Source organism: Psychrobacter sp. TAE2020 (assembly GCF_018919485.1).
Classification (GTDB): domain Bacteria; phylum Pseudomonadota; class Gammaproteobacteria; order Pseudomonadales; family Moraxellaceae; genus Psychrobacter.
In genome coordinates, this window is the sequence record NZ_JAHLMU010000001.1 from 2,693,559 (window position 1) to 2,715,361 (window position 21,803).

The 21,803-nt window shown below is 42.3% G+C and carries 17 protein-coding genes; 7 read left to right on the plus strand and 10 right to left on the minus strand.

The window, feature by feature from the left end:
* Positions 1-442: 442 nt before the first annotated feature.
* Positions 443-1,264 carry a tRNA (guanosine(46)-N7)-methyltransferase TrmB gene (gene trmB, locus KPY62_RS11080; protein ID WP_216582029.1) on the minus strand — a complete coding sequence of 274 codons (822 nt, stop codon included), beginning with the start codon at positions 1,262-1,264 and terminating at the stop codon, positions 443-445.
* A gap of 214 nt (positions 1,265-1,478) precedes the next feature.
* Between trmB and KPY62_RS11085 the strand changes: the two genes are divergently transcribed.
* Positions 1,479-2,408, plus strand: coding sequence for a DUF2628 domain-containing protein (locus KPY62_RS11085; RefSeq protein ID WP_216582030.1), 930 nt, complete (start codon positions 1,479-1,481; stop codon positions 2,406-2,408).
* 146 nt (positions 2,409-2,554) lie between these two features.
* Here the strand turns inward: KPY62_RS11085 and KPY62_RS11090 are convergent, their stop codons facing one another.
* The 9 genes from KPY62_RS11090 to gmk all read right to left on the minus strand — a co-directional run bounded on the left by KPY62_RS11090 (position 2,555) and on the right by gmk (position 14,101).
* Entirely contained in the window at positions 2,555-4,456 is a 1,902-nt protein-coding gene (locus tag KPY62_RS11090; RefSeq protein ID WP_216582031.1) for a monovalent cation:proton antiporter-2 (CPA2) family protein, read from the minus strand.
* 53 nt (positions 4,457-4,509) lie between these two features.
* Positions 4,510-5,226, minus strand: coding sequence for a hypothetical protein (locus KPY62_RS11095; RefSeq protein WP_216582032.1), 717 nt, complete (start codon positions 5,224-5,226; stop codon positions 4,510-4,512).
* Positions 5,227-5,307: 81 nt separating this feature from the next.
* A complete protein-coding gene (locus KPY62_RS11100) occupies positions 5,308-5,841 on the minus strand; it encodes a YqiA/YcfP family alpha/beta fold hydrolase (RefSeq protein WP_216582033.1) in 534 nt (177 codons plus the stop codon).
* A gap of 18 nt (positions 5,842-5,859) precedes the next feature.
* Positions 5,860-7,029, minus strand: coding sequence for a cation diffusion facilitator family transporter (locus KPY62_RS11105; protein WP_216582034.1), 1,170 nt, complete (start codon positions 7,027-7,029; stop codon positions 5,860-5,862).
* A gap of 249 nt (positions 7,030-7,278) precedes the next feature.
* Positions 7,279-9,561, minus strand: coding sequence for a primosomal protein N' (locus KPY62_RS11110; RefSeq protein WP_216582035.1), 2,283 nt, complete (start codon positions 9,559-9,561; stop codon positions 7,279-7,281).
* A gap of 135 nt (positions 9,562-9,696) precedes the next feature.
* Positions 9,697-10,077, minus strand: a complete 381-nt coding sequence (locus KPY62_RS11115) for a RidA family protein (RefSeq protein ID WP_216582036.1) — start codon at positions 10,075-10,077, stop codon at positions 9,697-9,699.
* A 248-nt stretch (positions 10,078-10,325) separates the two neighbouring features.
* The gene (locus tag KPY62_RS11120; RefSeq protein WP_216582037.1) at positions 10,326-12,512 is read right to left on the minus strand and encodes a RelA/SpoT family protein; all 2,187 of its coding nucleotides are present in this window, start codon (positions 12,510-12,512) and stop codon (positions 10,326-10,328) included.
* Between the two features lie 447 nt (positions 12,513-12,959).
* Positions 12,960-13,220, minus strand: a complete 261-nt coding sequence (gene rpoZ, locus KPY62_RS11125; protein WP_216582038.1) for a DNA-directed RNA polymerase subunit omega — start codon at positions 13,218-13,220, stop codon at positions 12,960-12,962.
* A 203-nt stretch (positions 13,221-13,423) separates the two neighbouring features.
* The gene (gmk, locus tag KPY62_RS11130) at positions 13,424-14,101 is read right to left on the minus strand and encodes a guanylate kinase (RefSeq protein ID WP_216582039.1); all 678 of its coding nucleotides are present in this window, start codon (positions 14,099-14,101) and stop codon (positions 13,424-13,426) included.
* A gap of 279 nt (positions 14,102-14,380) precedes the next feature.
* On the opposite strand from gmk, the gene ispH reads away from it, so the two are divergent.
* From ispH to fghA, 6 genes are all read left to right on the plus strand, one after another.
* The gene (ispH, locus tag KPY62_RS11135; RefSeq protein WP_216582040.1) at positions 14,381-15,337 is read left to right on the plus strand and encodes a 4-hydroxy-3-methylbut-2-enyl diphosphate reductase; all 957 of its coding nucleotides are present in this window, start codon (positions 14,381-14,383) and stop codon (positions 15,335-15,337) included.
* Positions 15,338-15,400: 63 nt separating this feature from the next.
* Positions 15,401-15,646 carry a hypothetical protein gene (locus KPY62_RS11140; protein ID WP_216582041.1) on the plus strand — a complete coding sequence of 82 codons (246 nt, stop codon included), beginning with the start codon at positions 15,401-15,403 and terminating at the stop codon, positions 15,644-15,646.
* A gap of 36 nt (positions 15,647-15,682) precedes the next feature.
* Positions 15,683-16,498, plus strand: coding sequence for a thioesterase family protein (locus KPY62_RS11145; RefSeq protein WP_216582042.1), 816 nt, complete (start codon positions 15,683-15,685; stop codon positions 16,496-16,498).
* Between the two features lie 287 nt (positions 16,499-16,785).
* Positions 16,786-18,789: a molecular chaperone HtpG gene (gene htpG, locus KPY62_RS11150; RefSeq protein ID WP_216583351.1), complete on the plus strand. Its 2,004-nt coding sequence runs from the start codon at positions 16,786-16,788 to the stop codon at positions 18,787-18,789.
* 254 nt (positions 18,790-19,043) lie between these two features.
* Entirely contained in the window at positions 19,044-20,513 is a 1,470-nt protein-coding gene (locus tag KPY62_RS11155) for a C13 family peptidase (RefSeq protein ID WP_216582043.1), read from the plus strand.
* Between the two features lie 220 nt (positions 20,514-20,733).
* Positions 20,734-21,675 (plus strand): S-formylglutathione hydrolase, encoded by a 942-nt coding sequence (gene fghA, locus KPY62_RS11160; protein WP_216583353.1) that lies wholly within the window; start codon positions 20,734-20,736, stop codon positions 21,673-21,675.
* Positions 21,676-21,803 lie beyond the last annotated feature (128 nt).

The window sequence follows — 21,803 nt, forward strand, 5'->3', positions numbered from 1 at the left end:
TCGCTGTCAAGTAGTGACTTATCCACAGGGTTATCCACAGCTTCTGGGGAGAACTCAGCAAACCCTTATACTGTCAATGCTTGCGCAGACGGCAGAACTACTGGCGCTTATATATCAGAGTTAAAAACGGGTAACTATTGGTAATCACTACTACTAGAATCACTAATAACAGCGAGGTTTCACATCAGCTACGGTTATCTGTAGAGGGCTTATTATAACTAGCTGACGGCTGATAGCATAAAACAGCAGCTAAGATAAAAATGATAATTAATTAAATGAGCTGGGCGAGCATCGAGAAAAACTATCCTTTAGAGGAATAAGCAAAAAAATCTAGTCTATCTAAAGTAAGCTATCAGCTATTTAGCCATAGACCTAAAAAAGCGACTGTCTAAGCAGTCGCTATGTGTATTGTTGTAACAGTAGTTATCAGCTGGCTACTGGTTTAGTCTTTACTGTAAATAAGATCCCAGACCCCATGACCACTCTGCAATCCACGACGCTCAAATTTAGTTAACGGACGAAAGTCGGGTCGACTAGTAAAACTGCCTTTACCCGCCTGATTGGTTATCCCGTTAAAATCATCTAGCACCTCAATCATCCAAAATGCATAATGCTCCCAGTCAGTGGCAGTATGGAACCAGCCACCTTGTTTCAGGCTACGAGTAACGATAGCCATGCGCTCTGGGCTGACAAAACGACGTTTATAATGGCGCTTTTTTTGCCATGGATCAGGAAAGTATAATTGAATACGATCGATGTGATTCTCAGGAAGTTGTCTGAGTAGCTGGATAGCATCACCATTGATAATCTTTATATTGGTTAAATTCTGCGTACCCGCCATATAAGCACATTTGCCAATACCGGGTTCATGTACTTCTACGCCGACGAAGTTACGTGTAGGCTCAGCAGCTGCCATCTCAATTAGCGAATCGCCAAGGCCAAAGCCAATCTCTAGGGTGAGAGGCGCTGCACTGCCGTTAACAGTATCAGCGAATAATATGCGTAGATCATGAATGTTGTCTAAATTGCCATCGCCATAGCTATTATTAACTAAGTATTGGGCAAACTCTGGATCAGTCAGAGCTTGCTCAGCATTTTTATTCATATGAGTACGACGTTTCATAAAAGTATTAACGATACGCATATGCTTGCTGTTAGCGGCTTCCATATCTTCAGAAGCTACTACTGAATCCTCACTAATAATATCTGTAAAGTTATCAGCTTGGTCGTCAGTAGGTTTATCACGGTGAGGATGTTGACTCATAAGATTAGTGGCACTTAATAAGAGAAAAATATAAGCACATTATAGGCGAAATAGTTTCTACTGTGAACGTATATCACACTTTTGCTTATAAGCAACGTAAGCCATTATAAGTTGTCTTATAATGAGAGATGTTTTTATAAAAATACCGACGTTAAAAAATAGTTAAAAGACCTCATCAGCCCTATTTTAATAACCAACAGAAGAGTCTACTGTCATGTTATTTATCGAGACCGATTCTCCACCGCCATTTTATCAACCAAAGCTTACAGCTACTAAGCGTAAACAGCTGGATCAATGGTTTATTGGTCATCGTACTCAAAACTATTATCTCAAGCGTTTTGCAGAATTTGACCAACAAGGCTATTTGTCACCCCAATGGCATTGGGCCGCCTTTTTTATTACTTTTCCTTGGCTGCTCTATCGTAAGCGCTATATGGATGCACTGGTCTACAGCGTAGCGGGGTGGTCATTTATTCAGCTGAATATTGCTATTGTATTGGTTGCTTTTGAATTTGTGGCTATGTCTTTTATACCTGAGGCCTATCAGATGCCGATACGCTTCGGCATTGCTGCTATTATTTGGCTGTTTTGGTCATTTATGGTGGCCCGTTGGACAGATGCGTATTATTACCGCATGGCGCGTCGTGAAATTGCTGATGCGCTTGAAGACAATCCACGTGATGAAGCGGTACAAAAAGCCCATCTCAAACGTGAAGGTGGGGTAAGTCTATTTGGTCTTAGCCTAGGTTTTGGCTTCTTTGGTTTTGCAATGATGGTCATTTATGTGCAGTTCTTGCCCATTATTGCTAAGCCAAAAGAGAATGAAGTATTGTTCGATGCTTATGATATTACCAAGACCGCCCAAAATCGAGTAGCCATTATTTATGAGCAAACCGGTCGTTGTCCTACTGATTTACCAGTAGATAGTGATAATCCACAAGTACGTATAAGTCTGAGTACCCAAGTAGAGGGCCAGCCTTTAGCAGACTGTGCGATTATTGGCACTATCCAAAAGGTCAGGTTTCCTATACGCCATCTTAATAATCAAACCTTTATGTTCTATCACCATACTGACACTGATAGCTGGCGTTGCACAAGCTCACTCAATGAAAAACAAGCACCTCCATACTGCGCTAATGACTAAACTTTAAGCATCAAGTATTGCTAATTTTTATAGAAGCTACTTATGACAGCTGCTGTTGCAAAAACAGCTATTTTTTAGTCGATAGTTTGCACAGTCATAGCTCTAGAAAATCAACAGGGTATAGCAAGGATAGAAGGTAAAAATCATTACCGTTTCGGCTCAGTTACAATACTATCTTTACTTGAGTCATTAGTGTTATCAACCGGCGTCGCTTGGTTCTTTAGAGCTTCATAAAACTCAGTAAGATCTAACTTGCGCCCCTTATCAATATCCTCATCAAACAAGCTCTCAAGTTCCGCCCTTGCCGATTGAGCGGAAGCAATCATACTGGCTTCATCGTCATAGATAGCTTGCTGACGCTCTATCAAATCGTCGTCATAATCACGGAAAGTCTCAATGGTTTCGCGGGCTTTTTCAGGGGAAATGCCCAAAAGCTGCAGTGACTCACGTGACATATCGAGTGACGATAAATAAGTCTCGCGCCAGATGTGGCGCACACCCACTTCACGTAGGCGATAATAATGCTGACGATCACGTGCCCGAGCTAAGATGACTAGATCAGGATAGTTGCGATGCAGATACTGTGCAGTAGTGATAGAACGTTCCAAATCGTCGACGGCAATAATAAATATTCGCGCTTTATCAATACCCGCAGCTCGTAAAATCTCAGGGTTTTTTGGGTCGCCATAGTAGACTTGGTTGCCAAACTTACGCACGAAATCTACCCGATTAGCAGAGCGCTCAATAGCGGTAAACTCAATATTATGCATACGTAGTACCCGACCTATGATCTGCCCGACACGGCCAAAACCGGCAATAATGACCGGATGCTCGTGATCAGGGATAGTATCGTAGTCACGACTGGGTTTGCTCTTAGCAAAAAATGGCTCTCCGAGTTTTTCGAGTAATAAAAAAGCAACTGGCGTGAGCGCCATAGAAATAGTCACGATAAGGTTGAGCATATTAGCCAGCTCAGGAGGCAGAACATTTTGCGCTGAGGCCACACTAAACAGTACAAATGCAAACTCACCCCCTTGCGCTAAGGTGACACCGAGCCGAATACTAGTAGGTCCGCGATTACCTGAAAGTTTAGCGATGGCTGCTACTACTGCAAACTTAATCAGCATCAGGGCGATGGCACAACCAATGATAAATAGCGGCTTAGCTATAATAAGTTTTACATCAGTAAGCATACCGACTGACATAAAAAATAAGCCAAGTAGTAGTCCTTTAAAGGGCTCAATACTAGCCTCTAACTCATGACGATACTCAGAATCGGCAAGCAGGACACCGGTTAAAAATGCCCCTAAGGCCATTGATAGACCAATCTGTCCCATCAAGATGGACACACCCATGACAATGAATAGTGCCACTGCTGTCAATAATTCTGTTGCACCACTTGAGGCTACAAACTTAAAAAATGGTCGCACAATGTAACGGCTAGCAATGATTAAGCCAGCAAACACTGCAAAAACTTTAGCGAAATAAATAAGGTCGTAGCTCTGTTCCCGTACTCCAGAAAAGAAGGGAATAACCGCTAGTAAGGGGATAACGGCGATATCTTGGAATAGTAAAATAGTAAAGGCTTCACGGCCATGCGTACTAGAGAGCTGCTCCTTCTCGGTCAAAATCTGCAATACAAACGCAGTAGAGGAGAGGGCTAGACCAAAACCGACAATAAAAGCAGTATCTAAATGTAGAGAGAAAACCTCATACAAAATAGCCATCAATATTGTACCAGTAACCCCGACTTGTAAGCCACCGAGTACGAAGATAGAGCGGCGCAATGCCCAAAGCCGTGAAGGCTGCAATTCAAGGCCAATGATGAACAATAGCATCACCACCCCAAACTCAGAAAAGTGTAATAAGCTCTCAGCATCGCCTGCGACATCAAGGGCGCTTGGGCCTAATATCAAGCCGGTAATCAAATAGCCAAGAACAGTGGCAATACCAAAGCGCTTGCCGAGCGGGACAAACAGCAGCGCTGCTCCCAAAAATATAGTAGCTTGAAGCATCAAATTTGGTGAGCCGGCAGCGGCAGCGAACATAGTAAATCCCTAGCTATTAAAAAAAATATAATTGAGGTGACAAGTTAGATTATTCATTTCTTTTTATAGATCTTCCAGAAGTCATTATTAGCCAACGGCTGGCTATAAGCGTCATTACGACGCTTACGTGGGGTCTGCCGACTATCAACAACTTTAAAGTCTGGTAAGGCCTGTATAATCAGGCCCGTACGATAGAAACGTAACCGCTCCGGCTCCAACATCTTGCCTTTACTGTCTCGGCAAAAAACATAAGCACGCAAATCAATAAACTCACGATGGGCCACCAATCTTGCTTCATCATCTTGCTCAAATACCGCAGCCATGCGTTCAAGCTCTTGTGCACTATAATCACCGCATTTATCTGTCAAAGCGGCCACTGAACCAAAGCTTTTAGATTCTTTAGCAAGGGTTTTGGTTAAGTGTAAACGCTGAACATTATAGATAAACTGAGGGATCTCAAGGCTAGCAGGCAAGGGCAAATGATCAGGCGGTAGATAAGCGGCAGGATAAAAAGCCATAGCGCGCTCAAGTAAGTTCTGCCAGCGCTGCTGATAAGCTTGCACTTCTGCTAAATTGCCTGCAAAAATAGGCATGTCAAAAATCTGACGTAAAATATCAGGGGGGAACTGCTGATCACGAAAGCTGGCGATATCTTCTTGTAGGGTCGATAGCAACGCTTTAGCGCGTTTCTTTCCTTGTTTTGAGTCAAGCTCATCGAGCTGACCTTCCATAAAATCGGGGGCAACAAAGGGAGCAGAGCGTCTAGACATAAGGCGTATCATCAAATAAATGTTTAAGTTAAACAAGTATATATAATTTATAGCGTTAACAATGAATAATTTACGCTGATATTATTTTGTTAGCTCATCAATATAATCTCTAATCTTGTCTTCACGGGCAATGCGATGATGACCGCCCTCAAAATAATCTACCTCCCAGCTTTCGGGCACATTGATTAAGGTTTGGCGCGCAGTAGCCACATCTAATATCTCATCATTGACTTCAATCATCACTTTAGTCATCTGGCTATTATGGTGAGGAAAAGGTAAGTCATCTATATTAGCGGCTCTATTAAAGAGCACCACGTTAGGGTTGATACAAGGCGCAATTAATAACGACTTTAGCCCATACTTATGAGCGAAGTGGTTGGCAAACCAGCCACCGAGCGAGTGTCCTGCTAGCACTACTTGAGGATACTCAGCTATTTTTTGTTGCAAAAGGTCTTCATAAGTATTCAGCGCTAGTTGAAATCCTTGACGATGATTGACGGTTAGACAGTATTTTGGTGTGTGCTCTATACAAGTAAACTTGTTGGTCTCACAGCTGGAGTCAAGACCATGGAAAAAGAATAGTAAGGTTGGCTGTTTATTAATAAGTGAGATCATAATTTTATGCTTATATACCTAATGTGAGTGGCCTATATGACTACCGTTAGCGTTTATTGGACGTTCTGCTATATCACAGATTAACCCATCACTGTGCGCTTGCGGATGGCTTAAACTCTCAACCTGAATCGTTGCATGGTTAATGCCTAGTTGTAACAAGCGTTGTTCAAGTTCAGCTATCAGTAAGCTGGCCTCACGAATGCTCATTTCGTCATCGACTACCACATGGCAGGACAATGCATTTAAGCCACTAGTAATACTCCAGACATGTAAATCATGCATCTTAGTAACTTGTGGATGATCGAGTAAACGCTGCTCTACAGTCTCTATGGAAATACCTTTGGGTGTCCCTTCCATCAAGATATGTACTGAGTCACGTACTACTCGATAGCCACTAATTATGATTAATATAGCAACGATAACCGACGCCGCAGCATCGGCCCACACCCAGCCAAAGCTCATCATTAATAGAGCAGCAATGATAGCGGCTACTGAACCCATCAAGTCGCTTAATACATGCAAATAAGCGCTTTGCATATTGAGGTTAGCAGGTTTTTCTGCTGGAGCTTGAGAGTCGGTTGTTGCTGAAGGATCGGCGAGACTGGAATCTAAGTTATCAGCGCTTGAGCTATGGCTATGTCCGTGACTGTCCTCACCGTTATTGCCCCTATGCATCAGCCAAGCGACTAGAACGTTTACCAGCATACCGATAGTAGCTATGATAAGCATACCTTGAGTGGCAATCTCCGGTGGTGAGTTAAAACGCTTGATGGCTTCGTAAAATATTAGTAAAGCAATGATAATTAGGGTAGCGCCGTTGACCCCAGCGACTAAAATTTCGAAGCGTTTGTAGCCAAAAGTTTTTTGCCGAGTAGCTGCTTTTTCGCCTATTTTGAAAGCCATCAGCGTAGCACCAAGAGCAATAGCGTCGCTGAGCATATGACCGGCGTCAGATAATAGCGCCAAACTGCCAGTCATCCAGCCGCCTATGGCTTCAATAAACATATAGCCAGTAATGATGACGAAGCTGATCAATAAAGTACGTTGATAGCCCTTAGTGTCTTGTACTGACGGTTTATTTACCGCTAAATTATCATGATCGTCATGATCGTCATGATCGTGTTGATGTCCATGATCGTGGCTGTGGTCATGGCTATCGCTAGCAGGATGGGAAGGTTTGGAACTCATAGCAACTCTCAATATTTCTTAGTAGCACTTAACTTTATACCGATAAAGCAGAGCCTAACCAGTAGAAATTTAGCATATTTATTATTACTAAGCTGTAATAAGCAAGTAAAGACTGATGGGATTTAGTGTGGTTAGCGCCGATAGAAAGTGCAGCCTATAACGGATAACGGATAACGGATAACGGATAACGGATAACGGATAACGGATAACGGATAACGGATAACGGATAACGGATAAATAAGCTATAAGCTACCAACCGACCGGATCGATATCTAAAGTGAGTTTAAGGTATTTAGTGCTAGGTAATGCTAGTACTGGTTGCCACCATAAGTTCAATATGTGATGCAACTGCTGGCGATCTTTGGCTAACAGTAATAATTGCGAGTGATATAAGCTGTTCTTTTTGCTCATTGGAGCATCAATAGGGCCTAGTACTGCCAGTTTATGGTTGGCAGGCAAGTTAGCAATAGCATCCTTTAGCGCCTGTATGGTAGCCGCTAGCGTCTTGGCCTCACAGCGAATAAGCGCTGCATGACTATAAGGCGGCAATCCCATCACCTTGCGCTCTTGTAGCAGCTGGCGTGCGAACAATAAGTAGCCATCTTTGACTAGCTTTAGCAATAGCTCGTTTTCAGGTTGCAGGGTTTGAATCAGCACACGGCCAGCTTTGTCACCACGCCCAGCACGCCCAGCGACTTGAATCATCAGCTGGGCAGTATGTTCAGGTGAGCGAAAGTCGGCGGACAAAAACCCTCTATCGGCATTAGGCAAACAAACCAGCGTGACGTTAGGGAAATGATGACCTTTAGCGACCATCTGAGTGCCAACTAAAATGGCAGGCTTGCCTTGATTGATGCGCTGGTAAATATTCTCCCAGCTGTCTTTACGGCGTGTAGTATCACGGTCAATCTGAATGATAGGGTATAGCTGTTTACTGGTTTGCGGATTGGCAAAAATAGCATGTAGGTTTTCGCTGAGCCTTGTAGTACCCATACCTCGAGCATCTAAGTTTTGACTGGCGCAATCAGGACAAGTAGTTGGAATATAAGCTTGCCAATCACAATGGTGACATTTTAAATAGCTACTGTTGTAGGAGCTGCTTTGCGATGAGCTATTATAATGGACAGTCAGATGGGCATCGCATCGTGGACAGTCCGCTTGCCAACCACAAGCTTCACACAATAATACAGGGGCGTAACCACGGCGGTTTAAAAATATCAATACTTGATCGCCAGCTTCTAAGGTTTGTTTGATAGCGCCAATCAGTACATCAGTTAAACCGGTATCATAACGGGCGCCATCATCTTGAGCTTGTTGATGAGTGCTTTGTAAGCGCGCATCGATCAGCTGCATAGTAGCAGGCTTAGCATTGCCAGGACGAGTGCGCAACTGATACTCAGTGAGTTTATGCTCATTGATGAGCTTTAGGTGTTCAAGAGTAGGGGTCGCTGTGCCTAATACCACTGGGATTTTGTCTTGAAAACCACGATATAGAGCCACGTCAGCGGCATGATAGCGTAAAGTATCTTGCTGCTTATAGGAGACATCATGGGCTTCATCGACGACTATCAGCCCTAAATTAGCAAAAGGATAAAGCACAGCTGAGCGAGTACCGATGATAATCTGTGCATGACCAGTACGGCAATCCTGCCAGCCCTGCATACGATAGGTATTGCTCATCCCTGAATGTAATAATATGATTTGAGCGGCAAAACGACTAGCAAAACGCGCTCGTGTTTGGGGGGTAAGGCCAATCTCTGGCACCAAAATAAGCACTTGCTTGCCTGCTTCTAGCACGGCTTGCATAGCCTGCAAATAGACTTCAGTTTTACCGCTACCCGTAATACCGTTGAGTAAAAATCCAGTATAAGTGTTGGCTTTATGAGCTTCGACTATGGCGGTAACTGCTTGCTGCTGTTCCGGGTTTAAATCCAAGGGCATTTTGGCTAAGCTGACCGCTGGCGGGGCGGCTTTAGTTTCGATATAACGCTCTACAAGGTTTTTTTCTTCTAGGGTTTTTAAAAAAGCGCGTTGCATGCCCTCTAGTAATAATACCTCTTCACTAGCGCCACGCTTACCATGCAATTTAAGCATATCAAACTGTTGCTTTTGTTTTTTTGCATTGGCATGAAAGTCATCGTCATTGATATTAGGAAGTATGCGCCAATGGGTGATGAGTAGATCTAGCGGCTTACCTTGCCTGATCAAACTCGGTAGCATCACTGATAATGTATCGCCTAAAGGATAATGATAATAGCGTGCCAGCCAAGAGGCTAAAGCCAGCATTCGCTCGTTTAGAATCGGTTCATCATCTAAACAGCGAGTGATAGGTTTTAGCTTATGTGTGGGGACTGAACTTTGATCTTTAGCAATATAGTTGATGACCACACCGATTAAGGTTTGTCGTCCAAAAGGTACTTCTACACGGCTACCGATAGCAGGTAAAGCTCGACCTTGTGTCCTGTTACTGTCTGCTGAGCTATAATCAAATACCCGATAGAGAGGAACTGGTAGAGCAACTTGTAGCAACATGAAAATGCTCTCAGCCTTATAAAATTAAAGAAAAATAATCGCTAAATAGCCACTAAGCCCAAATAGCCGTTTTTTACAACAGCGCTTTGGGCCTAGTTATTACTTGCTGTATCTTGACTGTATTTGAGCTCTGATTTATGCAATATACATAATAGACTCAATCTCGACCACGCCACCTTTAGGAAGGGCTGCGACTTGAACGGCTGCACGGGCAGGATAAGGCTCACTTAAATTGGCCATAAACACTTCGTTTAAAGCGGCAAAATCATTCAGGTCGGTCAAAGAGACATTGAATTTAACCACGTCGTTGATAGTGCCGCCAGCTGCTTCACAAATCGCTTTGATATTCTCAAAAACTTGCTTAGCTTGCGCTTCAAAGCCATTTTTTAGCTCCATAGTCTGCGGATCAAAACCGAGCTGTCCTGAGATATAGACAGTATTGTCGACTTTGATAGCTTGTGAGTAAGTACCAACAGCGGCAGGGGCTTTGTCCGTTTGAATGGTTTGACGGCTCATAATATATCCTTGTTATATATCGATAGCATAAATTGCTAATGAGGGATTTCGGACTTGCTATGCGCTTAGCAATAACAAGTCATATTTTTTAGACTATCCCAACTTGATGGATTGTAGTTAGTCAGCTTTATTGGTTTGAGTGTTGTTTATGAGTACAGTACTGCTGCTGAAGTCGTTTTCTGTTTTTTTAAAATCAAGCTTAGCTTTAACTTAGCCTAGGTAGTTAAAAAGAAAACTCCGACTAAAAATTATAACTGATATAGGCGCATAATATTAGGGAAGCCTAACAATGAGCGCAATTCGCGAATACCTTGCGCCAAGTGACTGCGACTACGCACCACGATTTGTAAGATAGTATCGCTGTTACGGACATCAACTGTTTCTACACCTATATTGAGCTGGCGCAGATGATAAATAACTTCGCTAATTTGCTCATCGTTTAGTACGATCGATAGCTTTAGGAAGGCAGGAAAACGTATTTTGCCTCCATATTCTTCAGACTCGCTTTGCTTCACGGCTTTGTCATCGCGCCAGCGCAATTGAATGACTTGATAAGGGTTATCTTTACGAATTTCATCTAGCGAAAAGCACTTATGTCGATGGGCTACTAAGCCATGTCGAGATAAATGACCAACGATAGGATCGCCATAAATCGGATGACAGCAATTGGCAAAGTCAAGCTCTACTCCGGCAGCATTGGCAATTAGCTGTTGTGGTTGGACCATCGGCTCATTACTATCTTCCGTATGCATGCTACTCAGATCATCATTGAACAGACGAGATACTACCAGCTGTGGCAACAAAGTTCCAAAACTAATCTGCTCAAATAGCTCACTTTTTTCGGCCAACCCACGCCATTCAAGTAAGTTTTTCCAATCACCATCGCTTAAATCCTCAAGACTTTTTTGATAGGTTTTCAAGGCCCGATCTAGTGCTTGTTGACCATGACGTAGTTTATCTTCTGCTGACAAGTCTTTAAACCAGCGCAATATCTGCTGACGAGCCTTGTTAGTCGACACAAATCCTAGCCATTCAGCTTTAGGCTCAGAATTTTTATCAACTTCTATCTCCACAGTTTGGCCATTAGTAACTATGGTACCTAATTTAGCATGCTTACCATCTATATTGGCACCTACTGCCACGTTACCAACCATAGGACCTACCGCATAAGCAAAATCAAGTGCAGTCGCTCCTTGAGGCAATTCATAAGCACGACCTTGCGGACTGTAGCAGAGGATCTTGCTCGAATGCAGGTAATCCATCAGCTCATTAATAGTAGAAACCGCTGCTGAAAAATCAGGACTGTTATCATCTAACGAGTCCTCATTAATCAAGTCCTTCATATTACGCAGTGAGGCTTGGATTACTGACTGGCTAATATCAGAAGCGTGCTTAGCACCGATAACCCCAAGCCTTGAAGCATACTGCATCTTTTTGGTCATAATAGTGGCTTTAATACAGTCATTATCACGTTCGTAGATGAGGGTAAGCGACTGATTGCCACCCGGCAGTGGACGGCGAATATTGTCTTCGATATTATCATCAGAGATTTGATATTTTTTGATTAAGTAATAAGCTAACTTGTCACAAGCTTCGACAGTATCTAATACAATTTCAAAAGAATACTGACGTAATAGAGAGTTGATTTCACCACGATTACGGAAGAACTGTCGATACATAGTGACTCGATTATCTAATATCTTCACGTGTCCGCTAAGCCCTAAACTACTAAGTACTATAATTAAATAACGATGGATGGCTTCTTTTTGAAAGTTACGGCCAAGTCCGTACTGTAAAAGCTTATCCGATAGCTTGTTATACATGTCCGAATCAAGATTACGATAACAGAGCACTTCGATATAGTCAGCAATATCGTTGATGCCCATAAGGCGGGCAAAAGGCACATAGAAGTCTAAAGTTTCCTGAGCGGTAGCTCGTTGCTTTTCGGGACGAACGGCATCAAGGGTAGACATATTATGCAAGCGATCAGCAAGCTTTATAATCAAAACTCTCGGATCGTTGAGCGTCGCTGTCAGTATTTTATGAAAAGTTGCCGCTTTGTTTTGTTGCTTGTTATGGCTAGATGACTTTAATTTAGTCACCCCATCGACCAGACGAGCGACGACTTTACCATAACGTTGCTCAAGCTGATCGTCGCTAACTTCAGTATCTTCTACTGTGTCATGCAAAATAGCGGCGATAATAGTATCGCGATCTAAGCGAAAACCTGCCAATATCTCAGCAACGGCTATAGGATGAGTGATATAAGGCTCACCGGATTTACGCTTATCTTTTATATGGGCGACATCACCAAACCCGCAAGCGTCAATTACATCACGACGTTCATCAGCTGTCAGATAACTGACGGAACGCAGCAGACTATATTGAGCTTCATCAACCATGTAATGACTGAGTTTAGGTAAAGTTTGGCTCATAAAGTGGCTATCCTATTGTTTGTGGCTTATATGATAGATAGTTAGGGTTTATCACATCAAAATGTAAGGGCAAAGTTGATTATAGTTTTACAATAACTAAGGTTTTAATAGGTAGGGGTAAGGAACTCCTAATCACCCTCTAATTAATATTAAATTACAGTAAATGTCAACTGTTAAGCGTATAGACTTGACAAAAATTACAAGGTATTTTTTAGCTGCTTATTAACAGTAGTTCTCGCTATTTTTCTCTAAATAGTTGCTTGAGAGCTATTAAAAAGGCGGCCAGAATAATTTTTAAGCTAAAAATATACTAAGCACAGTAGGCAAAAAACCAAACAACTGCCTATGAACGGCAAAAACCACAGTATCAGACTGTGGTTTTTGATTTGTACGTTGATAACGAGCTCTAAGCGGTTCAAGTTGTTATTACTGAACAAGTTTTAAATCTTAGAAACTGTGATCACCTGACAAAGCTAAGTCTAAAGAGCTAGTTACAAAATTATGCTCAGGCTGATTAAGAATATCACGAGTGATTTTGCCAGCAGCAATCTCGCGTAGCGCTAATACAGTAGGTTTGTCATTATCAACACTAACCATTGGTTCAGCAATACCTTTAGCCAGTTGACGCGCGCGTTTGCTAGCAACTAAAACCAACTCAAAGCGATTATCAACATTATCTAAACAATCTTCAATCGTTACTCGTGCCATAGATAGCTACCTCATGTTTTTTTATCAGCGCCGAATAGTTCACGCATTATGATAAACGTAGTAATAAATATTTTGTTTAAATTATAAAAAAACAAATATAAAAATTTATTGTTGAAACAACCAATCATTATAGCATTTTTTCACTCAAGGGCGTAGTAGCTTTTTAGTTAATATTTGATCGCAAGCTAAACTCACAGTTATTGCTATTTTGCCGCTCTATCATCGCTGTTCAGGCCATCTTCAGTACTATTAGCAAGTTCTTTATTATTATTGGCGAGTAAAGTAGTGATAGTACGCTGATGACGGCGCTGTTGACGTTTGAGCGTCTGTCTGTCAGCGACAATAATAGCTTTGAGCTCAGTTAACGCTACCTCAAAATTATCATTAATAATGACAAAATCAAAATGAATATGCTGCTGCATCTCAGTGACTGCACCGCTAAGGCGTTGTTCTATCACTTCCACACTGTCTTGACCGCGAGTGGAGAGACGTTGGCGTAACGTAGCAAGACTCGGTGGCAGAATAAAAATCATTCTGGCATCGGGGAAGACTTTTTTGACTTGTAAGGCCCCTTGCCAGTCAATCTCCAAAATGACGTCAACGCCTGCTTGTAGCTGAGCGCGAACGCTTTGCTCGGAGGTGCCGTAGTAGTTGCCAAAAACTTCAGCATGCTCCAAAAAGTTATTTTCAGTAATAGCAGTAGTAAAAGTATCAACGTCAGTGAAGTGATAATGTTGGCCGTCAATCTCGCCTGGCCGCGGGGCACGAGTAGTGTGCGAGATACTAACGGTTAAGTCATTGGTAGTAGCTAACAGCTGCTTGACTAGTGAAGTCTTGCCAGTGCCAGAAGCGGCAGTAATAATAAACAACGAACCTGTCATACAAAAGTGTCCTAATAGTAAAAGATAAGGAATAATAAATATTATCAACAATCAAGCTTGGGCTTAGAAAGGTCGTCCTAATAATGCGGTTAACTAAGTGGCCTTTAGTAGTGATTACATGGTGGTAGCTCGGTGGTAATCTATTGCTAGCTCAATACCGTCTAAAGACGACTGAGACGATAGTATTTTAAAAGGTAATAAAAGTAAATTATGCTAAAGTAGGGACATTATTTATATTCATTACTTTTTTATTTAAATTATCTAACGATAGGCCACCTTATGCAAATTTATCTTGCCAATCCACGTGGGTTTTGTGCTGGTGTTGATCGCGCTATTGCGATTGTTAATCAAGCGTTAACACGTTTTGAGCCGCCCATTTATGTGCGCCATGAAGTGGTCCATAACAAGTTTGTAGTTTCGGACTTAGCCAATCGTGGTGCAGTATTCGTTGAAGAGCTGCATGAAGTACCTGATGGCTCTATCGTTATTTTCTCAGCTCATGGGGTATCTAAAGCTGTTGAGGATGAGGCTAAACGCCGTGATCTCACGGTATTCGATGCTACTTGTCCTCTAGTAACAAAAGTACATATCGAAGTGGCTAAGTTCGCTCAGGATGGCATGGATGCAGTACTGATTGGCCATGCTGGACACCCTGAAGTAGAAGGTACTATGGGGCGCTTCAACCGTGGTTATGGGGGACAGATTCATTTAGTCGAAAACGAAAGCGATGTGCGAAAATTAATGGTGCAAGATGCCGATCGTTTAGCCTTTGTCACCCAAACAACTCTGTCTATGGATGACACTGCTCGTGTCATTGATGCTTTACGTGATAAATTTCCTAATATTCAAGGCCCACGCAAAGATGATATTTGCTACGCCACCCAAAATCGTCAAGATGCAGTAAAAGACTTAGCCAGCCGCTGTGAAGTGGTATTAGTAGTAGGCTCACCGAATTCATCAAACTCAAATCGTTTACGTGAACTGGCGGAACGTATGGGTTGCCAAGCTTATCTGATCGATAATGCTAATGAAATCAAGTCTGACTGGTTCGATGGCATCAAAAAAGTTGGGGTCACAGCGGGCGCTTCCGCCCCAGAGGTACTCATCCAAGAGGTACTACAACAGCTGCAGGATTGGGGTGGAGAGCTACCACATGAGCTGGCAGGTATAGAAGAAAATGTGATTTTCAGCTTACCCAAAGCCTTACGTATTCCGGTGACTGAGGTCGGTAAGTAAAGGGAAGTAGCTAAGTAAGCAATATAAATGCTTTTTGAGATGGGCTGTCAAAGAGAAAATAATATGGAAAAGCAAAAATCTAAATTTGTATTGGCAGAAGCTAGTATTCATGACATTAACAAGCAACTGAAAATAAACTTGTTGGTTATTGTGCTAGTGCTATTTTTATTAGGCCTAAATAGCTTATATTTTATCAGAGATAAAAGTGTGTTCTCTGCTGTATTAATTGTACTTATGATCTTTTTACTATTTCTTATCGCTAAGAGTCGTGACATTCTCAAGTCAAGAAAACAGCAGCTTAGTGAGTAAAACTGAATATAAAACAAAATAAAATATAGGCCTATTATGAGCGCGTATTATCATCTTATTAATCGTGAGTGGCAAGCAGATGGCAGCAGTCTAGCTCACTACCATCCTACTGAGCATACTCAAGGTACTTGGAATCCGGACGATCAGCACATGTCATCGGCAACGGGATTGCTCACCCATGAGCTTAGTGAGTTTGCAGTCCAAGCTAATATGCGTATTGCCCGTATTAGCCTTGATATATTGGGTCAAATCCCTTTAGATGACTCGACTATTACTACTCGCTGCATTCGTCCTGGTAGGACTATTGAGCTAATAGAAGCGGTATTAAGCAGCCGTGGTCGCGATTGCATCATTGCGCGTGCTTGGCGACTGATAACCCAAGACACTAGTAGTATTGCAGGTCTTGAGGATCAGCAGGCGTTGCATCAGCCTGATGAGCTAGCAGAGTGGCAGGAGATGCACAAATGGCCGGGTGGCTTTATCAAAACCTTGCGCTTAGTTTCAGAGCCAGAGCGTCGTCCGGGCCGTGGCATGGTATGGATGACCAATAATGTAGAGATGATAGCGGGAGTGACGACTTCTGACTTAGTGCATATCTTAGGTATGGTCGATACTGCTAATGGCGTAGTGCCTAGAGCAGGTCTAGGATTGAACGACTCAGCGTGGATGTTTCCTAATACTGATTTACAAATTCATATGCATCGTCTGCCTAAAGGCCGCTGGCTAGGTATTGAGGCCGTGCAGCAGTACGGCATTGACGGTATCGGTATCACTAGTGCTGTGCTTCATGATGTCCATGGGCCCTTTGGCCGTAGCGAACAAATCCTCACTATCCGTCCGTTGCCAGTTTAATTTGCCTGCAGGCTGTTTATTCAAGGCAGTTGAATACAAGCCACTTAATAAAAACAAAAGCTGCTTGATAGGGGTAAAAACTCCGCAAATCAGTAAAAAAACTATTAAATGAGCGGCGTGGCTTGAAATATTTTGCCGTGCCCTTACTTTATAAACAGTCTAGCGGTATTTAAAGTTAAGCTAAGCTATTATTAGCAGTGGGCTTAATTTAATAATAAGTTCTAATCAAAATTAAAGGAGTTTTTATGAGTGAACAAGCTGATAACCAAAATGTTGATGGAAAAGAAATGGATAGCCAAAGCACTGATCAAGCGAGCACTGATCAGGCAAATACCACCAGTCAGAGCCCAGAATTAAAAAAACATAGCTTTGAAGCTGAAGTGGCTCAATTACTACATTTAGTGACTCATTCTCTCTATTCTAATGCAGATATCTTTGTCCGTGAGCTAGTCTCTAATGCCTCTGACGCTTGTGATAAATTGCGTTTTGAAGCAACTAATGATGATAGTTTGTATGAAGATGATGGCGAATTGCGTATTCGTATTGTGATCGATGAAGAGGCGAAGACTATTACCCTTATCGATAACGGTATTGGTATGAATGAAGCTGACGCTATTGAGAACTTAGGAACTATTGCTAAATCAGGTACTAAAGCGTTTTTAGACAAACTGTCTGAATCACAAAAACAAGAAGGCCAGTTGATTGGTCAGTTTGGAGTTGGCTTTTATTCAGGTTTTATCGTCGCTGATACTATCAGTGTCGAATCACGCAAAGCGGGCGATTCTGCTGACAAAGGCGTACGCTGGATATCTGATGGTACGGGTATGTTCACTGTTGAGCCTATCAACAAAGCGACCCGCGGTACTACTATTACTTTGCACCTCAAACCAGAGTATTCTGAAGGTGAAGACAGTTATTTAGACCGTAGCAAAATTAAGAGTTTGGTCAATAAGTACTCTGATCATATCAGTCTACCGATTCAGATGCGTAAAGAAGTTTGGCAAGAAGATGTAGTCGATAGCGAAGAAGACAGTGACACCCCAGCTGGTGGCGAGATGGTGCTTACTGATGAGTGGGAAACTATCAACAAAGCCAGCGCTTTATGGACTCGCTCAGCAGCAGAAATCGAAGATGAAGAGTATGTCGACTTCTATAAAAACATTACTTATGACATGGATGCGCCATTAACTTGGACTCATAACCGTGTTGAAGGCCGTGTCCAGTATACTCAGCTGTTATACATTCCTAAGACCGCACCAGTAGATTTATATACTCGTGAGCAGCAGCATGGTCTTAAGCTGTATGTGAAGCGCGTGTTTATTATGGATGATGCGGAGCAGCTGCTACCGATGTATCTGCGCTTTGTAAAAGGGGTAATTGATTCAGCAGATTTGCCGCTGAACGTCAGTCGTGAATTACTACAAGAGTCACGCGATGTGAAATCAATTCGTGATGGTAATGCGCGTCGTATCCTTACTACGTTAGCAAGTTTGGCCAATAGCGAAGACAGCGAAAAGCAACAGAAGTTCGCCCAATTCTATACTGAGTTCGGTGACGTTATCAAAGAAGGTCTCGGCGAGGACATGGGCAATCAAGAACGTATTGCCAAATTGCTCCGTTATTCAACTAGCACTCAAGACAGCGTAACGACTAGCTTTGAAGACTACAAAGGCCGAATGAAAGAGGGTCAAAAAGTCATTTATTATATAACGGCTGATAGTCTAGCAGCGGCTAAAAATAGCCCACAACTTGAGCTGTTCAAAAAGAAAAATATTGAAGTTATTTTGATGACTAGTCGGGTTGATGAGTGGGCAATGAACTTCTTGACCTCATTTGATGAGACGCCGCTACAAAATATCGCCAAAGGTGCAGTTGATTTAGGCGATTTACAAGATGAAGAAGAAAAGGCTGAAGCGCAAAAAGCACAAGAGACTTTAAAACCGGTTATTGATAAGTTAAAAAAAGCGCTAGGTGAACGTGCTAAAGACGTTAAAGTTTCTACTCGCTTAGTAGATAGTCCCGCCTGTTTAGTAGTAGGTGAAGGCGAGCTGTCACCACAGATGATTCAGATGCTCAAGCAAATGGGTCAAGAAGTGCCAGAGAGCAAGCCAACGCTTGAAGTCAATCCTGATCATCCATTGATCAAAAAGCTTGAGTCTAGCGAGCATGTTGATGCTGACTTTGATAAGCTAGCGCAAGTGATCTTTGATCAAGCGTTATTGGCTGATGGGGGACAGTTAGAAGATCCAGCCGCTTATCTTAAAAGAGTTAATGAGCTTTTGATGCGTTAATTCTTACTAGTTATTTAGTCATTGCTCGCCGTTATTTACTACGAGTAGTGCCGTTAAAGTAGTACAGTTGCATTAATGGAGAGGTCTTAGTATTAAGGCCTCTTTTTTGTGCCATTTTACAAATTATTGTTGTAGTCTTAACTCACAGTCTGTTACATCTGTGTTAGATTGGCAGGATAAATTACTCAATTCAGTTATAATATTCATTATTCGCCATCTCTTTATTTTTCTTGACTGCTTAGAGGTCAAAGTCTTTGTCAATTTCATCGCTAAAAACCATTTCTCTTCAGCGCTTTTCGCTTAATTTCGCTGCTAATATTATCGCCACGCTTTGGATGTTAGTAGGATCGACTCGTGCCTTTTCTTGGGTAAAGCCGACTTTTATGCAGTTTGCCCTGTTTGCTTCATTAGCCTTAGGCAGTAACGTGCTGTTCTCATGGTTAGCCGCTGAGAATGGCAGTGTTTTTAATGAGCAAGGGCTAGTCAGCTATTTAATTTGGCCGACTATTATCTTATTAGGCGGCATCATTCTTGCACGGCGTACGAGCAATCAAGGCATGTTGTTCGTGCCGGTAGTGCTATGGTTGGTGGCTGATACTCTATCAGCGCTGCTACAAAGTATCGTGCAGTTTATTGGTAGTCAAGGCTGGTTGCCAGATTGGAGTTATTCTTTTTTACCTATACTATTTTTAATCTTATTCCTCTGGCAAACGCTAGCGCTATTATGGATATTTGCTCGTCGTCTACGTATGCCTTGGTGGGAACGTATCATTGTACTGGTAGGTGCCGTTGCCCTACTGACGATCTGGCAAAATAACGTGGCCGACCAGCCTATCTTTAAGCAGATTCCAGTGCAGCCAGTATTAGAAGAGGCTGCCCTTTATGAGCAGCCGCGCTTATTACAACAAGCCCTAAATGGTATCGATTCTAGTGTACCAGGAGCGAGTGATTGGTACTTTATGGGTGTCGCGGGCTTCTCCGAACAAAACGTTTTTCGTTCCGAAATTAATAAAGTGCGTGAGCTCTTCGATGTGCGTTTCGGCACTAGCGGTCGCTCGCTGTCTTTAATTAATAATAGTTACAGCTGGCTTGATGAGCCAATAGCTAGCAAAACTAGCATATTGCAGGGGTTAAAAAGAATAGGTCAGCAGATGAATGCTGATGAAGACGTACTATTTTTAACCTTATCTTCTCATGGGGATCAGGATATTGTGCAGTTATCCAACCCACCATTAGAGATGGACAATTTAGACGCTGCTTGGCTACGAGAGGCTCTAGATGCTTCCGGTATTCGCTGGCGAGTAATCGTGGTCTCTGCTTGTTATTCAGGCTCATTCATTGATGATTTAACTTCACCAACTACAGTAGTTATTACCGCCTCAGCCGCTGATAAAATGTCATTTGGTTGTACTAACAGTGCTGAGATGACTTATTTTGGTCAAGCATTTTTTGCTGAGAGTTTGCGTGAGAATACTAGCTTTGAGACGGCCTTTAAAGATGCTAGTTTACGAGTTAGTGAGCGTGAAAAATTTATGGGCTTTGAGCCCTCTGAGCCACAAATGGTTATCGGTAGTTTGATGCAAACAGCGTTACCAGCTTTTGAGCAAGTCTTGTTCGATAAGTCTCGCCCTTCGGTGTCTAGCATTAGTGCTGACAATGGCGCTATTGATAACAAATCTTTCACTATCTCGCCTCCTATTGCCACCGGAGCAACTAGCCCCTAACAAAGTGCTATAGAAAACCAACGGATAGCTTTAGTAAAGTTCGTATAATAAGAGCCTATCGCTGCTAATCTGGCTAGTATTAAATCTAACTAGTAGCAAATAGCTATCCTAATAATAATCTAGCGCCTATTAAGCGTCTAGACTAACCAGAATCAAGTTTCTACTCGATGACTATCACTTGAGAACTACCACTTGAGGACTACCAAAGGGAATTTTAATGATAAATAATTATTATGCTCATAGCTTACCTGCTAATACTCAGTTGACCAAAGAAAGCGCTAATCGCTGTTTTGATGGGGAGCAGCACTATTATAGCCATCAGTCATCAGCTACCAAAACCTCGATGACTTTTAGTATTTATCTCCCTGATAAAGCTTTAACAGGTCAAAGCTGCCCAGCGATTATGTATCTTTCAGGGTTAACCTGTAATGCGGATAATGTCACTCATAAAGCGCACTTTCAAAAAAAATGCAGTGAGCTGGGCATGATATTTATTGCCCCTGATACTTCGCCACGTAGTTCGCCTAATACTAGTACTAAAAATACTAGTGCCAAAAATACTAGTGCTGAAAATGAAGTTCCTAACGATGAGCGTTATTTTGTCGGACAAGGAGCCAGCTACTATGTCGATGCTAGTTGTTCGCCTTGGGCAGAAAACTTCAACATGCAAAGTTATATCGTTGATGAACTATATGACTTGATCCGTGCAGAATTCGCTATCAGTAGTATAGGTATTATGGGTCACTCTATGGGTGGTCACGGCGCTCTATTATTGGGCTTTAAATTCCCTAGCAAGTTTGCCAGCGTATCAGCGTTGTCACCAGTTTGTGCGGCCAGTGAGTCAGCATGGGGCCAAGCGGCTTTCACAGAATATTTTGGTGAAGATAAAGCACTTTGGCAGCAGTTTGATGCCTCTCATACTATCGAAACTGTCGGTCAGCAATACTCAACTATTCTGGTTGATCAAGGCGCTGCTGATAATTTTTTGGCGCAAGGACAACTGCAACCTACTAAATTGCAGCAAGCTTGTGAAAAAGCCAAACAGCCCCTAACTTTACGTTATCAGGCTGGACATGATCACAGTTACTACTTTATTCAAAGCGTTATGGATGATCACATTGATCATCATTGTAAAGCGGCAGACTTGCCCAACAATAGATAGTCGATTATTCATTGCCAATACCGATATTATTAGTTAAATAAATACTCAAAAGGGAGCTATTTATGACCGATGACATTATCACTGATGCGCAAAATTTATTAATAGATGAGAGAGTCTTGCAACAGCCG

Bases quoted from the DNA above. Each gene is read 5' to 3' on its own strand.
- trmB (WP_216582029.1), bottom strand. From the start codon at position 1,264: ATGAGTCAACATCCTCACCGTGATAAACCTACTGACGACCAAGCTGAT.
- KPY62_RS11085 (WP_216582030.1), top strand. From the start codon at position 1,479: ATGTTATTTATCGAGACCGATTCTCCACCGCCATTTTATCAACCAAAG.
- KPY62_RS11090 (WP_216582031.1), bottom strand. From the start codon at position 4,456: ATGTTCGCTGCCGCTGCCGGCTCACCAAATTTGATGCTTCAAGCTACT.
- KPY62_RS11095 (WP_216582032.1), bottom strand. From the start codon at position 5,226: ATGTCTAGACGCTCTGCTCCCTTTGTTGCCCCCGATTTTATGGAAGGT.
- KPY62_RS11100 (WP_216582033.1), bottom strand. From the start codon at position 5,841: ATGATCTCACTTATTAATAAACAGCCAACCTTACTATTCTTTTTCCAT.
- KPY62_RS11105 (WP_216582034.1), bottom strand. From the start codon at position 7,029: ATGAGTTCCAAACCTTCCCATCCTGCTAGCGATAGCCATGACCACAGC.
- KPY62_RS11110 (WP_216582035.1), bottom strand. From the start codon at position 9,561: ATGTTGCTACAAGTTGCTCTACCAGTTCCTCTCTATCGGGTATTTGAT.
- KPY62_RS11115 (WP_216582036.1), bottom strand. From the start codon at position 10,077: ATGAGCCGTCAAACCATTCAAACGGACAAAGCCCCTGCCGCTGTTGGT.
- KPY62_RS11120 (WP_216582037.1), bottom strand. From the start codon at position 12,512: ATGAGCCAAACTTTACCTAAACTCAGTCATTACATGGTTGATGAAGCT.
- rpoZ (WP_216582038.1), bottom strand. From the start codon at position 13,220: ATGGCACGAGTAACGATTGAAGATTGTTTAGATAATGTTGATAATCGC.
- gmk (WP_216582039.1), bottom strand. From the start codon at position 14,101: ATGACAGGTTCGTTGTTTATTATTACTGCCGCTTCTGGCACTGGCAAG.
- ispH (WP_216582040.1), top strand. From the start codon at position 14,381: ATGCAAATTTATCTTGCCAATCCACGTGGGTTTTGTGCTGGTGTTGAT.
- KPY62_RS11140 (WP_216582041.1), top strand. From the start codon at position 15,401: ATGGAAAAGCAAAAATCTAAATTTGTATTGGCAGAAGCTAGTATTCAT.
- KPY62_RS11145 (WP_216582042.1), top strand. From the start codon at position 15,683: ATGAGCGCGTATTATCATCTTATTAATCGTGAGTGGCAAGCAGATGGC.
- htpG (WP_216583351.1), top strand. From the start codon at position 16,786: ATGGATAGCCAAAGCACTGATCAAGCGAGCACTGATCAGGCAAATACC.